The sequence below is a fragment of the Alkalibacterium putridalgicola genome (assembly GCF_900109825.1).
GTDB classification, from domain to species: Bacteria; Bacillota; Bacilli; order Lactobacillales; family Carnobacteriaceae_A; genus Alkalibacterium; species Alkalibacterium putridalgicola.
The window spans coordinates 140921-156269 of the sequence record NZ_FOBL01000001.1; the positions used below are offsets into that span (position 1 = coordinate 140921).

Sequence of the window (15349 nt, forward strand, 5' to 3'; positions counted from 1 at the left end):
ATAATATAGGTAACATATGTTCGGGAGAGGATAAATATGAACAGATTAGCCGAGAACAGACAGTCCATCGTTCATTACTTGAAAAAGGGATACGGTTCGCTATTTCCATCCATTACTAATGTTCAGCCCCAGATGCCTAAAGAACAGATCACGACTTTTTTAAAACAAGCGGTTAAAAATCGGTTCCTTGTCGCGATACAGGTCAATCCTACTTCGCAGTCAGAAAGTATAAGTGAATTTACAGGCATCGCTTATTTTTCACCAAAAACGACTCAAGTCATTATCAAGTCAGAGCTTCAATCTATTACTTACTTGATCAATGCTCGAGATATCAGGCATATCAGACGATTATATAGACGAAAATAAAATGCTGGAGAAAGTTGACAAAGGTCGTATCCCTTTGTTCGCTTTTCCCAGCATTTTTATATTTATCCTTCTCTATACACGATGACCTTAATGTCATCACTATCTTTAAAATGATCTTTATCGTCTCTTTTGATCGCATTACCCCGTCTGAAAGTTCAAGCCACCTTATAGAATGGGAGAAAACAAACGGCTGAACTGCTGTTTGAACAGTTCCCACGTAGAGTAGCCGTCGACGATTTCTTCGGTAAGTAAAAACGACTGCGCAGCATCTTTTTTAAAGAGCTGGACCTGACTTTGAGCCAGCACCCTGTCATAAATAAAGGCATTGACTTCGAAATTCAGTTTGAAACTTCTGATATCAAAATTGGCTGTGCCTACTGACAGGATTTCTTCATCTATGACGATCGTCTTGGAGTGCAGAAAGCCATTGTCATAGATGTAAACTTCCCCCCCATAATCGATCAGTTCTGCAGCATAGCTCAAGGTCGCTCGGTAAATAAAAGGATGGTCAGGCTTGTTGGGAAGCATGACCTTGACATCGATCCCAGACAGGATCGCCACTTTAAGGGTTTCCATCAATGCTTCATCAGGTATGAAATAAGGCGTTTGAATATAGACAGATTCTTTGGCCATACTGATCATTTTGATGAATCCTTTTTTAATGGCGTGCATCTCGTTGTCCGGTCCGCTTGAGACGATCTGCAAATCTGTATCACCTTTTAATCCAGAAAATGGAAAATAACTTTCGTCATATTCGATCGTTTTTTGTTTTGTCGATGCATTCCAGTCCATCAAAAAGCGTGTCTGGAGAGAAAGTACGCCGTTCCCCTCGATCCTTAAATGAGTATCACGCCAGTACCCCATCTCTTCATACAAACCAAGATAATCGTCTCCGACATTGAATCCACCAGTGTAAGCAATTTTTCCGTCAATCACCACGATTTTCCTGTGGTTTCTATAATTCAGTCTTAAATTGATAAGAAAAAAGCGGGAGCCAAAAAAAGGTTCCGCCTGACCGCCATATTGACGCAGACCATCAAAAAAATGCTTACCCAGTACTCTTGCACCCACAGGATCATAGAGTACCCTTACTTTAACACCTTGCTTTGCACGGTCTTCCAGTGCTTTAAGCAGTTTCTTTCCTATCGAGTCCCCCCGAAATATATAATAGGTCACATGGATATGATCTTTTGCTTTTCTGATATCTTCCAGCATCTGATCAAATTTATCATTGCCGTCATTTATCAGTTTCACTTTATTTCCTTTTGTCAGAACTGCCTGATTCCCGTTTAGAAATAACTGGATAAGTTCAAAGGTCTTGTCCTGATACTTGGACTCAGGGACATCAAGATTTTCTGTTTCTATCAACTTTTTCTGTGACTCAACTAACTGGACCATTCCGATACGTTCCTGAGATTGAATATCAAATATTTTTTCTTTTGATATTTTCCTCCCTAAAAACAAGTAAATGACGAATCCAAAGCCTGGCAGCATGATGATCACCAGCAGCCAGGCCCATATCGCTGCAATATCTCTTTCTTTTTCACGAAAAACGGTAAATATGGCTAAGGCTGAATTTAATAGGATAGTTATCCAAAAAAGTGCAGAAATAATGTCCATGTTTGACTCCTTCTAAAAACCTTCATTTCTTTTAGTTTACATTAGCTCTGCACTCTCTGTCTAGAAATATAGACGGATATCTGACTCATTATTTTTTCGGATGAAAGATAACAGGTGAATTTCTATAAAGTATCAGCATGACGATCATAGTCACAAATCCGGTCACCAGCATACTTAAACCGTTCATAACGAGTGAAAACAATACCGCACTCATTCCCCAGAGAGCATAATCCCCCCAGAAGATCCACCCGGCGATAAAATGCCAGAAATAGCGTCCTAGAGCTCCGAAAAAGACGGCGACGAGAATGTAAAATTGAACAGTTTTGTGATTATTTAAAGAAATATTCTTCAGTATGTCTTTACTGTAGAAGCCGGCCAGTCCAACAAAGGCATAAGCCAGCGTATATTCGATCATGACCTGATAAATATTCAGCATGTATACTGAACCAGTGACAAAATGCAGAAGCCCCCAAAGAAAACCAGCATACAGGCCCGGTACGAGTCCTCTTCTGATCGCATAGAATGTCAGTGGAATCATTCCTAGAGAGACACTGAATGATGATCCGATACCTGTTGGAATAAATGATAAAACCATCGCTATCGCGGCAAATAATGTCCCTTCCAAATAAATACGCAGTTTTCTGTTTTGCATAAAAAATCTCCTCCATAGTCTATAACTGAACTAGGAGGAGATTTCAGGCTTACCTGAGCTCGAAACTCAGAAGCTTTAGTTCTCACATCAAGTACTCTTCCTGCGCACGCATTAACGTACAGGTTCAAAGGGTCTAAACTTTCAGTTCACTCTCAGTCAATATCATTGACTCCCCTAGTACAGTATGATTATTTAATTAAATTTATCTGTTGAAGCGTCTGTTCTGATTGACTTCCATGATAACAGGAAGAATGATCGGACGTCTCTTTGTTTTTTTCCATAAATGACTATTCAATGCTTCACGGATATCATGTTTGATCGAACCCCAGTCGAAGTCATTGTGCTTGAGGTTCTTCTTCACGATGTCTTTAACAATGTCAGAAGATTCGTCTATCAAGTCCTGACTTTCCTTAACAAAGACGAAGCCTCTTGTAACAATATGCGGATTTGAGACGATTTTCTGTTTCTTGCGGTCGATCGTCACTACGGCAACAAAGATCCCGTCTTCAGACAACAGACGTCTGTCACGCAGGACGATATTTCCGATATCCCCGATGCCGATACCATCGATCAGTGTGTTATCTGCAGATACTTGTCCACTTTGAGTCATTTTATTTTTAGAATAGCTTACAACGTCCCCGTTGCTCAAGATGAAGATGTTCTGATAAGGAATACCTGTTTCATGAGCTAAATCGGCATGCGCAGCCAGCATTCTATACTCACCCTGGATAGGAATGAAATAGGTCGGTTTCAGCAGGTTGATCATTAACTGCAGATCATTTGGCGTGGCATGTCCAGAAGCTTTCAAATTATCTGAAATCTGTTTCACCGTAGCTCCTGCACGGTAGATCAAGTTTTCAGTTTCTGCAACCATCACTTCCATTGCTATAGAAGGACTTGTCGCAATAAAAATCAGATCCCCCTCTTTAATGTTGACTTGAGGGTGGCTGCCTGCGGCCATACGATTGAGGGTTTTGATCGGTTCACCTGCAGCTCCCGTTTCAAGAACCAGCACCCGATCATCATCATATTTACCGATCTGGTCGACCGGTACGATCAGGTCTTCATCCGGCAGTGTCAGTTTATTCAACTTCATAGCTGTTTCAAGTATAGCTTCAAGATTCTTTCCGGTTATAAACACTTTTCGATCGGAGCGATGTGCCGCATTCAATACCTGCTGGATACGCAGAATGTTACTGGCTACAGCCGCTACAATGATCCTGCCTTCAGTGTTCTGGAATGTATCCAGAACTTCTTCCTGAACCTTTTTCTCAGAAACGTTTTCATATGGGCTTTCTGCTTCTCCCGAATCACTCAGCAGTGCGAGGACGCCTTCTTTACCTAAATCGGCTATTTGAGACAAATCGCTGCTGTACATATCCTGGGCACTTTGATCAAACTTAAAGTTACCGGTGTAGACGATGTTTCCTTCTTCAGTCTGCACAGCGATCCCCATAGAGTCGGGAATAGTATGTGTTGTACGGAAGAATTTGACCAGCGTACCGTTAAAATCGATTTCCGTTTTCTCATCAATGACGTGATAGTCATCAAATGAGGGGGTCAGGCTCGATTCATTCACAAATAATTTAGCCAGTTCGATCGTCAGTTCTGAACCGAATACAGGTACTTCAAATAAATCAAGGAAATAAGGCAGTGCTCCGATAGCATCTTCGTGGCCATGTGTCAGAAAGACACCGGCTATTCTGTCTTTATTCTCTTCTAAATAACTAAAATCAGGAATAACGGCATCGATACCGAAAAGTTCATCTTCCGGATAAATCAGACCGCAGTCAAGGACAAAGATATCCTCTCCCGATTCCACAACGTATAAGTTTTTACCATTTTCTCTTACTCCTCCAAGAGGAATAATTTTTATATTACTCACTATTTTTTCCACCTCTAAAAAGCTTTTTCAGCTTGTTTTATTTATAGTTTTTTTCACCTATGTATTGCCCGTTCGTTCACACTCGTATTTAAAGTATAGCACAGATAGGGTCATTTTCATACTCCGAGGCTATTTCAGTTCTTCACTACTTACAATACAGATAAATCTCGTTAGCATCTGTGAGTGAAACTCTGCCTCCCTTATCCTCCGCTCTCCAAATGCCCCTTCACTTCTGATAGAATATATACAAGACCCGAAAATCCTGAATCTGTTTTTATAGATATTATTATTAAGGAGACCCAAAGACATGACTTTTAAACAAGATATTATCGATGCGCTGACCTTAGCCTATCCACAGATACTTACATTTGAGAACTTGGCCAGTGAGCTCATGGCAAGCCAGGAAAGGGTAGTGCAGTCTGTTACTGAGCTGCAGGAGCAAAATTATCCGATCAGCACACAAGGTAAAGACATTCATTTAGCTTATCCCCTGCTCTCCGTTCCGGCCATTTTAAAGCAGCTGGAGACTGATTTTATAGGTAAACCTGTTCAGCTGCACGCCAGGATGGACTCAACGAACAGCTACGCAAAAGAAAATCTGACAGATCTGATAAACGGGGAAATCATCCTGGCACATGAACAGACTGCCGGTAAAGGACGACTGGGCCGGAACTGGACATCTCCTGCGGGTGCCAGTATTTCCTTATCGCTCGTCCTGAAATCGGATATTCCTTTTGAAAGGATTCCACTGCTTACCCAGCTGACAGCTGCCTCACTTGTAAAAGCACTGGACGCATGGGCTGATGTGCAAATCAAATGGCCGAACGATATTATTCTGAACAACAAAAAAATAGCCGGTGTCTTAGTAGAGACTGAATTTTCCGGCCGTTCTCTTAACGGTATCGTTATTGGGATCGGGATCAATACAAACGTGGATCAAATGGACATACCGGAAGACCTGCAGAGTAAGGCAACCTCGATCAGAGAAGAAAAGGCTGGAGAGACCGATCCCAATAAGCTGGTAGCCCGTTTTCTAAAACATTTCGAAAATTTCTATGTAGCTTTCCTGGGTTCTCAGCATACTGAACCTTTCTTATCTATCTGCCGAGAGCAGTCTGTCCTGATCGGAAAAGATTATTGGATCATAGATAAAGAACAAAAAAGAAAAGCGTCTATCAGAACGATCGATCCAACAGGCGGGCTTGTCGTGACCTATCACGATACAAATAAAACAGAAGTCATCACCTCTTCTGATCTCTCCATTCGTGGAGAACACACCTATGTTTAGTATGTGAAAACCAGCAGACAGTCTTTGCTGAGCTGGATTTCTTCATTTTTTTAAAGACTGGCAGCGATTATTATCAAAACCAGCTGGTGCAGCGGGTAATAAACATAAAAAAAGTATCTAGGCAGTTTAGGAAGTTTCAACCCTTTGTCCATGACTAAAAGTGGAAGGGAAAACAGAGAAAAGAGCTGGATCGATGCCCCTACAAGCAGTTGTGTCAGCGCTGCAAGGCCAGTCCCCTGAAGCCAGCTGCGTTCTTTCAGCCAGTATATGCTCCATCCGAACAAAAACCCGTAGATACTGTACTCAGCAAACACACTTAACAAAGCGAACACCAAAGCAAACTTTTTAAATCTCAACGATAAAGAAAATAAAGCTAGTAAGAAGAGCACATTGACAGTATTTGGAGTAATTGGCATGGACAGGATCCCAAGCAGGATCAATCGAAATATATAGCTTCCATAGTGATGTGTCCGTCTCGTTCCTTCTATCGTACTGTAGAGAAAACAAGGAAATGCGATGCGGCCGATAATACGTAATAGCAGCAGATTCGGAAGTAAAAAATACCCAATATGATCGATAGTCATTGTGAGTATGCCTACCCATTTTATTGTATTCAACTTGTGACTAAACGTTTTATCCACACTCTCTACTCCTTTTGTATCATTTTTTGCCCGTACTGTCTGTACCATCTGTTCTATTTAATACTTTATAGTAAAAGAACCGGAAAAACAAAAAGCATGTCTCCCGTTCAATGAGAGACATGCTTTTTCTGCTTACTGTAGAAAATTATTTATTATCTTTTTCTTCTTGTTCTGCCAGAACAGCTTTACGTGATAAGTTGACTCGACCGCGATTATCGATCTCTGTTACTTTAACATCAAGTTTGTCACCGACAGAAATGACATCCGAAACATTTTTGATGTACTTGTCTGACAATTCAGATACATGGACCAAGCCATCTGTACCTTTGATGATTTCGACAAATGCCCCAAAGTTTTCGATACGCTTAACTGTACCGGAATACACTTTACCGACTTCGACTTCTTCTGTCAGTTCTTCGATGATCGTTATGGCACGTTTGATTGCTTCGGCATCTTGACCGTAGATCGAGACATTGCCTTCTTCATCGATATCGATTTTAACACCTGTTTCATCGATGATGCCATTGATGGTTTCTCCACCTTTACCAATGACCACTTTGATTTGAGCCGGCTTGATCTTGATCGATTCGATCTTAGGCGCATACTGACTCAACTCAGAACGCGGTGCGTCGATCGTTGCTTCAAGATTGTCCAGGATCTCAAGTCTTGCTTTTTTAGCTTGAACTAAAGCTTCCTCAAGGATCTCTTTCGTGATCCCTTCGATTTTGATATCCATCTGCAGGGCAGTGATTCCCTGACGGGTACCGGCTACTTTAAAGTCCATATCCCCCAGGTGATCTTCCAGTCCCTGAATGTCGGTCAAGACAGTGTAATTATCTCCCTCCATCACAAGTCCCATGGCAATACCGCCGACTGGTGCTTTGATCGGAACACCTGCATCCATCAGTGCCAGCGTACCAGCACAGATACTTGCCTGAGATGATGATCCGTTGGATTCAAGCACCTCAGCTACTAAACGAATGGTATATGGGAAATCTTCTTCGTTAGGAATGATCGGCAGCAAGGCACGTTCTCCTAAAGCCCCATGTCCGATTTCTCGACGCCCCGGTCCTCTGACTGGACCTGTTTCTCCGACAGAGTAGTTCGGGAAGTTATAGTGATGCATGAAATGTTTGCTGTCTTCGCTGCTTAATCCGTCGATGTGCTGATGTTCTGTCAGCGGTGCAAGCGTTGCGACAGACAATGCCTGAGTCTGACCTCTGGTAAACAGACCTGAACCATGGACACGCGGCAGTATCGTTACTTCTGAATCAAGCGGTCTGATTTCATCCACTTTACGACCATCTGGACGTGTATTTTCTTCAGTGATCAGACGACGCACTTCATCTTTTTCCATACCATTGATGATCGCTTTGACATCCTTGATGACAGCTTCATAATCCGGTGCATCCATATATTCGCTTTCGTACTTCTCAACGATTACATTTTTAAGCGCTTCTGTTTTTTCAGCACGTTCCTGCTTGTCAAAAGTCTGGATCGCTTCTTTCATCTTGTCATTATATTCATTGACGATTTCATTTTTTAATTCCTGATCGGGAAGCAGCAATGTTACGTCCATTTTTTCTTTCCCTGCAGCTGCAACGACTTCTTCCTGGAAGGCAACCAATTCTTTGATTGCTTCGTGTCCGAACAGTAAAGCTTCCAGCATGTCTTCTTCAGCAACCTGATCCGCGCCACTTTCCACCATGTTGATGGCATCTTTTGTTCCGGCAACAGTCAGCTGGATATCTGATTCATTCATTTGCTCTTCTGACGGGTTGATGATGAATTCGCCATCGATACGTCCGACATTAACGCCGGCAATAGGACCGTTGAACGGAATATCTGATACGCATAATGCCAGTGATGAACCGAACATTGCTGTCATTTCAGGAGAATTGTCCGGGTTGACAGACAATACAGTATTCATGACCTGCACTTCGTTACGGAAACCTTCGGCGAACATTGGACGGATCGGTCTGTCGATCAGACGCGCAGTCAATGTGGCGTTTTCAGATGGTCTTCCTTCACGTTTTATGAATCCTCCAGGTATCTTTCCGACAGAATACATTTTTTCTTCGTAATTCACCATCAGCGGGAAGAATGGCAGGGTACTGGCTTTCTTGCTTGCCACTGCAGCAGTTAAAACCACAGTGTCTTCATAGCGGACGAGAACGGCTCCGTTAGCCTGTTTTGCCATTTGGCCGATCTCAACAGTTAATTTACGTCCACCGAGTTCAGTTGTGAAAACTTTTTTTTCAGTCATTCATTTCTCTCCTTCATTTTGACAGGAAGCCGTATCTACTAAACAAACGTCATTTTTCTGACGATTCAGACTCATCACGTTTGGTTAGTAGTATGACAGGCATCCTGATCTTTTTTATAAATAAAGCGAGATTCCATAGAATCCCGCTTTGTATTTATCATAAATATTAAACATGACTTCACTTATATGAATAAGCAGCCCTGCTTAAGATATAAATTAACGACGTAAACCAAGTCTTTGGATCAATTCACGGTAACGCGTGATGTCTTTGTTACGTAAATAAGCCAACAGGTTACGACGGTGACCAATTTTTTTCATTAGTCCGCGCATTGAATGAAAATCTTTTTTGTGTGTTTTTGCGTGTTCATTCAATTCATTAATATCAGCAGTTAAAACTGCGATCTGCACTTCCGGAGAACCAGTGTCTCCTTCGTGACGGGCATATTCATTAATGATTTCATTTTTTCTTTCTTTTGAAATTGCCATTTTTTTCCACCTCTTTCCGTATTGTGAATCCTGTTACTGAGTAGGCGCTGGTGATGCGGCAAACCAAGTAACGGTCTGTGCGTCATGCACACTCTAAAGAGTACACTAGTCCTGAGGAAAAATCAAGTGATTTCACCGGTAAACATACAGAAGTCTGTTCAGATTCTACTTCATATATTTCGTTTTCAGTTCCATGACGACATCTCTTAAATCTGCGGCCTTCTCAAAGTTAAGATCCTTGGCTGCCTCTTTCATCTCAAGTTCGATCGTTTCAATAAGTTCCATTCTTTCTCTTCTGGATAAGTTTTTGATCGTTTCTTCCGACAGATCTTTTTCCTCTTCATCCACAGCAGTCGTGATCTTAATAAGATCCCGTACTTCTTTTTTGATGGTCGTCGGGGTGATGCCGTGTTTTTCGTTATATTCTTCCTGGATGGCACGGCGCCTTTCTGTTTCATCAATCGCATTGCGCATAGAATCAGTGATATGATCCGCATACATGATGACCCGGCCATTCTCGTTACGTGCGGCACGTCCCATGGTCTGTATCAGCGCACGTGAACTTCTGAGGAACCCTTCTTTATCAGCATCCAAAATCGTGACCAGCGAGACTTCCGGCACGTCCAGCCCTTCTCGCAGCAAGTTGATACCGATCAGCACATCAAATTTACCTACGCGAAGGTCACGGATGATCTGTGTCCGCTCCAGCGTCTTGACATCACTGTGCAGATACTGGACTTTTATCCCCACTTCTTTCAGATAATCCGTTAAGTCTTCTGACATTTTTTTGGTCAGGGTCGTGATAAACACCCGCTCGTTCTTCTCGATACGCTTGTTTATTTCTTCGATGATATCATCGATCTGTCCCTTGATAGGTCTGACTTCAACGATCGGATCCAGCAAGCCTGTCGGACGGATGATCTGTTCCACGACCTGGCTCGAACGGCTCATTTCGTATTCGGCCGGCGTAGCTGAAATATAAGTGATCTGTGGTACTCGTTCTTCAAACTCTTCCAGACGCAGCGGTCGATTATCGAGTGCGCTCGGCAATCTGAATCCGTGATCGATCAGCTGCTGTTTACGGGCTCTGTCCCCTTTATACATGCCCCGTATCTGCGGCATGGTCATATGGGATTCATCGATGATGAAAAGCGAGTCTTCTGGAAAGAAGTCCAGCAGTGTATAAGGTGATTCTCCCGGCTTCCGTCCGTCGAGATGTCTGGAATAGTTTTCTATCCCGGAACAGTAGCCCATTTCCATCATCATTTCAATGTCATAATTCGTCCGCTGTTCGAGCCGCTGTGCTTCCAGAAGCTTGTTTTCTTTATGAAGTTCTTCAAGCCTGTCCTTTAATTCAGCCTGGATCGATTCAATAGCAGACCGTGTCTGTTCATCGTTTGATACAAAGTGAGTCGCAGGGAAAATCGCTGCATGAGCAAGATCCGCTTTGACTTCACCTGTCAGAACATCCACTTCCCTGATCCTGTCGATCTCATCACCGAAAAACTCGACACGTATCGCTTCGCTCTCCCTGGAGGCCAGGAATATCTCGACAATATCCCCGCGCACTCTGAACCGACCACGCTGAAAATCGATATCATTGCGTTCGAACTGCATGTCCACCAGTCGGCGCAATAAGTCCTCTCTGCTGATCTCCATCCCTGATCGTAATGAAAGGACATGTTCCTCGTAATCTTTCGGATTAACTAACCCATAGATACAGGACACTGAAGAAACGACGATAACGTCCCGTCGTTCGAGCAGAGAACTGGTGGCAGAGTGCCGCAGCTTGTCGATTTCATCATTGATGCTCGCATCTTTTTCAATAAAGGTATCCGTTGAAGGTACATAGGCTTCCGGCTGATAGTAGTCATAATAACTGACGAAATATTCCACTGCATTGTCGGGGAAAAATTCCTTGAACTCTGTATACAGCTGTCCCGCCAATGTTTTATTATGAGCCATCACCAGCGTTGGTTTATTGACCTGCTGGATGACATTGGACATCGTAAACGTTTTACCTGTTCCGGTGGCGCCAAGAAGTACCTGTTCTTTCTGATCATCCTTGATACCCTTTACCAGCTGCTTGATCGCTTCAGGCTGGTCTCCGCTTGGTTTATATAGCGATTTTAAATTAAAGCTCTGTTCAGCCATTCTAACACTCCTTGTATAAACTAGTCGCTATCAGTTTATCATAAAAAAAGTATTCCCGAAGACTAAGTGTCTTTAGAGAATACTTTTCATACTTATTTAGCTAATTTTTTGCTTAAACGTGATTTATCACGGGCAGCTTTGTTTTCGTGAATTAATCCTTTTGATGAAGCTTTATCGATTGCTTTAACAGCATCTTCATATAAGTCTTTTGCATTGTCAGCATCAGTATCAACAGCTGTTAAGAATTTTTTCTTAGCTGATCTCATAGATGTGACTTGACTTTGGTTAGTTGCTCTTTTTTTCACGTCTTGTCTTTGACGTTTGATTGCTTGATCCATATTTGGCATTGTAAAACACTCCTTATTTAGTAAACATATAGTTGGAATTAAATGGTTACTGTAACTAAACAGCACTATCTAGACCATGTGAGTTGATTAGTTCAACATTCTCCATTTTACATCACATGACTTATATTTTCAATGAAAACTTTTGCTCATTTCAGGTTTATTCCGTCATTGTGGAAAATTTCCATATAAAGAGTTCGATCTGCATCTCTGCGTTCACTTTCCCGCTCTTGATTTCGTAGTCTGCAGTAATCAGATAGCGATGCGCTTGTGACAGGATCTCCTGCTTGAATCTTTTCTCCGTCTGCAATGCCAGCTTGACACGATAGGGGTGTATTTTTAGTATACCTGCTATATCAGCCTGCTGGTATCCTTTTTTCCGTAAAATCTTTACCTGCAGCAGTAATCTGAACTGACTGATCATTAAAGCAAGGATTTTTATTGGATCCTCTTTCTGATGGAGAAGATCCTGATAAAGTTCTATTGACTGTTTGACATTTTTCTTCAATACCCTTTCATTCAGCTCAAAGATATTCTGCTCCAGCGATTTCGATACCAGTTTGTCGATCGACTCCATGCTGATTTCTTTGTCTTCTATGTGATATACCATCAGCTTGTCCAGTTCATTTTTAGCTTTTGACAGATTCCTATCTGTCAACTGCAGCAGCCGCTCAAAAGATTCTCTGGACATACTGTATCCGCTGCTCTGGCAGTAACTTTTCAGATAGTCAGCTGTATCCTTCTCAGATGCCGGGGTCACATCGATGACTTCGGCTGATTTCAAAAGGGTTTTAGTCACTTTCTTTCGTTTATCCAGCTTATCGTAAGGAGCAATAAAAACGAGTATGGAGAAGTCCGATGGATCATTCAAGTAGTTCTCCACCAGTGACGGCGTGTGTTTAACAGCCGCTGAGACTTTCTTTCCGGTAAAGATATAGCTTGAATGAACGAAGATAAGTTTCTTCCCGCCGAAAAAAGGAAAACTTTCGGCTTCAAATATCACATCGTCTATACTGGTCTCGGTGAGATCAAAATGCATGATATTCATGTCATCTTCCTGACCGGCCCGGATCGTCTCAGTCAAAGAAGCCGTCACCTCTTCTATCAGCATTCTTTCAGTGCCGATTACAGCATAAACAGGCTTCAGCTGTCCTTTTTTTATTTTATCGATCTGTTTTAATACGGTTTTCATCTCATTCTCCTCTTTGTCCTCTTTTCTGTTCAAAAGAAAACAGGTAACTGTCTATAATTACTAATGGATACTGGTCTGTGAATCTATATCTGACTGCTCCATTAGTGTCTGTCCGATAAATGTTAATATCCCGATCTCTTAGCTTCTCAGTTACATTATCATGCGGGTGCCCGTATCTGTTAGACTTGCCGGCGGAAATCCAGGCTGTTTCAGGCCTGAGCTGATTGATAAATCCATCGTGGGAGGATGTCTGACTTCCGTGATGGCCGACTTTCAAAATATCAGCCGTCATATTCGGATATTTTTCCAGCAGGACTTTTTCACCTTCAGCTTCCAAGTCACCCGTAAAAAGCCACGTTTTTCTGCCGATCAACCCGTACAGGACCAATGAACTGTCATTTTTTGAAGCAGTTGTCATTTCTTCATTAGACAGGACGGCGAATGTGTTTTTCGGAAGATAGATGCCGCTGCCTTCAGCTGCTTCTTTGATTACAGTGCCAAATTTGACGATAGAAGAAAACTGACTCTGAAAATTTTCCTCCAGAAAGGTGGTTTTAGCGGAAACCACTTGTTCTGTGCGCATATGGCTGATGATATCCATCATCGCTCCATAATGGTCTATATCCGGATGTGTAATAATAATGGATTGCAGTTTATGTACTCCTTCTGATTTTAGCACAGGCAGGATGATATTTTCACCCACATTAAATATTTTTTCCCTATTTTGCCATTCTTCGACCGGAAATTCTGCTTGTCCGCCGGTATCAATGAGATAATTCCCTCTCCCCCAGGGTTCTTTTATCAGGATGGCTTCTCCCTGACCCACATCGATCATTAGAACTTGTCCTAAAGGTGAAAACCTGACAGAAAGCACACATATGATTATGCCGATAACGGGAAAAGGAAGAAATCTTTTCGGTCTATTCTTTTCGATCATTACGAGTAACACTAAAATGAATAAAGCCAGCAGAAAATAGGCTGCCTGTGAGAGTCTCCCGGTAACGAAAGTAAAAGTCAGACTCGATGCAGTCTCACTGACAATGGTTTCCATGGCAGTTATCAGCTTATCTATCATAAATAGGATGCCTTCAAAGATTAAAGAACTGGGGATCAGTAACGAGAGCAAGAGACTGACTATCAGCAGCGGCAACAGCAGACTGCCCACCAAAGGAATGAACAGACTGTTCAAAACAAGGACACCCCAGGAAAACTCATAAAAATGATAACTTAATACGGGGATGGAGGAGACAAGCAGCAGAAGATTCATAGTCACATATGTCTCCACTTTAGTCCCTTGTTTAAAAAAAGGCTGATGTGCCAGTACAATAATCATAAAACTTATAAGATAGCTTAATTGAAAACCGATCATATACAGACTGTATGGCTGAATGAAAAGAGTCAGGATCAGCATCATAGACCAGCTGTCTAGTGCTGTCACCGTCAGATTCAGTTTGTCCCCTAACAGTTTTAGCCAGGCCTGGCCTACAGCTCTGAAGACACTCACCCCAAAGCCTGTCGCTATGCCATAAAGCGGCAGGATCAGTATAAGACTTGAAGCCGTGGCCTCCTTGCTTATTCTCATCCTCAAAAGCGAAAGCCGTATCAAATCGATCAGAAAAACGACATGGAGCCCGGAAATACTCAGCAGATGCACGATTCCTAATTCTTTAAAGGAATCCATGACATCGCTCGAGAATGAACGTTTATCAGCAAACAAGAGGGTCTTGGTATAAGCGCTCGTCTTCGGTGTCAATGTACGATCAATGTGCGATAGTATCTCTTGTCTAAAGGAATCGAATACATACACATCCCTTGGTTTTTCCTGTTCGTGTTCCCAAACAGCAAGTTCGGAAGCTTTTAGTATATTAAAGATTTTTTTACTTTTCAGATACGTCCCATAATTAAACTGGTTAAAGTTAGAAGGTTCCTCAGGTATCGACAGAATACCTTTAATGGCGGCACTTTTAGGAATCGATGCAGCCAGTCGATGCTTTTCACCTTCGCTCTTAATGTAATAGATTACTTTGACTTTTTCACGGACACTGTCCTGCTGAATCAGACCTTCAAATTCCAACTTATCTCCGTCAACTTTCCAGCTGGTTTCTTTCACAGCCACACTTACCCATTCATTCTCAGACAGAGTTATGGAAGAGCCAGTCGGATAGAAATAAGCAAATCTCACACTGAATAATAGCGTCACTAAAATGGAGACGATAAGGAGGACACCGTTCTTTTGGATGAGCACTCTCAGCCAGATAAAAGCTGTCACTATCAGCACTGGCAGAGTATATCCACTGCTTATACCTGCCGCGACAGACAAGAGTGACAACGCGATAAAAATCAGTTTTCCTGTAAACATCTAGATGTCTTATTTCTTTTACTGATATTTGTAGATACCTGTATTTTTATACTGCTGCCTTTTCCTCTATTCATAATTTAAACCACCCGTCTTGAA

Annotated in this window: 12 protein-coding genes and 1 riboswitch; of the genes, 2 read left to right on the forward strand and 10 right to left on the reverse strand. The window is 42.2% G+C overall.

Features of this window, described 5'->3' with window-relative positions; translation table 11 throughout:
• Window positions 1-36 precede the first annotated feature (36 nt).
• Window positions 37-366 (forward strand): hypothetical protein, encoded by a 330-nt coding sequence (locus tag BMX84_RS00665; RefSeq protein WP_091485982.1) that lies wholly within the window; start codon window positions 37-39, stop codon window positions 364-366.
• A 165-nt stretch (window positions 367-531) separates the two neighbouring features.
• Here the strand turns inward: BMX84_RS00665 and cls are convergent, their stop codons facing one another.
• The 3 genes from cls to BMX84_RS00680 all read right to left on the reverse strand — a co-directional run bounded on the left by cls (window position 532) and on the right by BMX84_RS00680 (window position 4523).
• Entirely contained in the window at window positions 532-1986 is a 1455-nt protein-coding gene (cls, locus tag BMX84_RS00670) for a cardiolipin synthase (protein WP_091485985.1), read from the reverse strand.
• An 88-nt stretch (window positions 1987-2074) separates the two neighbouring features.
• The gene (gene thiT / locus BMX84_RS00675) at window positions 2075-2638 is read right to left on the reverse strand and encodes an energy-coupled thiamine transporter ThiT (protein ID WP_091485988.1); all 564 of its coding nucleotides are present in this window, start codon (window positions 2636-2638) and stop codon (window positions 2075-2077) included.
• 79 nt (window positions 2639-2717) lie between these two features.
• Window positions 2718-2824: riboswitch (TPP riboswitch) on the reverse strand.
• 16 nt (window positions 2825-2840) lie between these two features.
• Window positions 2841-4523, reverse strand: a complete 1683-nt coding sequence (locus BMX84_RS00680) for a ribonuclease J (protein ID WP_091485991.1) — start codon at window positions 4521-4523, stop codon at window positions 2841-2843.
• A gap of 307 nt (window positions 4524-4830) precedes the next feature.
• Between BMX84_RS00680 and BMX84_RS00685 the strand changes: the two genes are divergently transcribed.
• A complete protein-coding gene (locus BMX84_RS00685; RefSeq protein WP_091485993.1) occupies window positions 4831-5811 on the forward strand; it encodes a biotin--[acetyl-CoA-carboxylase] ligase in 981 nt (326 codons plus the stop codon).
• Window positions 5812-5861: 50 nt separating this feature from the next.
• Here the strand turns inward: BMX84_RS00685 and BMX84_RS00690 are convergent, their stop codons facing one another.
• From BMX84_RS00690 to BMX84_RS00720, 7 genes are all read right to left on the reverse strand, one after another.
• Entirely contained in the window at window positions 5862-6452 is a 591-nt protein-coding gene (locus tag BMX84_RS00690) for a TraX family protein (RefSeq protein WP_177165407.1), read from the reverse strand.
• A 145-nt stretch (window positions 6453-6597) separates the two neighbouring features.
• Window positions 6598-8718: a polyribonucleotide nucleotidyltransferase gene (gene pnp / locus BMX84_RS00695; protein WP_091485998.1), complete on the reverse strand. Its 2121-nt coding sequence runs from the start codon at window positions 8716-8718 to the stop codon at window positions 6598-6600.
• A 216-nt stretch (window positions 8719-8934) separates the two neighbouring features.
• Window positions 8935-9204 (reverse strand): 30S ribosomal protein S15, encoded by a 270-nt coding sequence (gene rpsO / locus BMX84_RS00700; RefSeq protein WP_091486000.1) that lies wholly within the window; start codon window positions 9202-9204, stop codon window positions 8935-8937.
• A gap of 165 nt (window positions 9205-9369) precedes the next feature.
• On the reverse strand, window positions 9370-11358 hold the full coding sequence (gene uvrB / locus BMX84_RS00705) for an excinuclease ABC subunit UvrB (RefSeq protein WP_091486003.1): 1989 nt from the start codon (window positions 11356-11358) through the stop codon (window positions 9370-9372).
• Window positions 11359-11450: 92 nt separating this feature from the next.
• Window positions 11451-11705, reverse strand: coding sequence for a 30S ribosomal protein S20 (gene rpsT, locus BMX84_RS00710; RefSeq protein WP_091486005.1), 255 nt, complete (start codon window positions 11703-11705; stop codon window positions 11451-11453).
• Between the two features lie 157 nt (window positions 11706-11862).
• Complete coding sequence (holA, locus tag BMX84_RS00715) at window positions 11863-12894, reverse strand: DNA polymerase III subunit delta (protein WP_091486008.1); 1032 nt, start codon at window positions 12892-12894, stop codon at window positions 11863-11865.
• 1 nt (window position 12895) lies between these two features.
• Complete coding sequence (locus BMX84_RS00720; protein ID WP_091486011.1) at window positions 12896-15253, reverse strand: DNA internalization-related competence protein ComEC/Rec2; 2358 nt, start codon at window positions 15251-15253, stop codon at window positions 12896-12898.
• Window positions 15254-15349 lie beyond the last annotated feature (96 nt).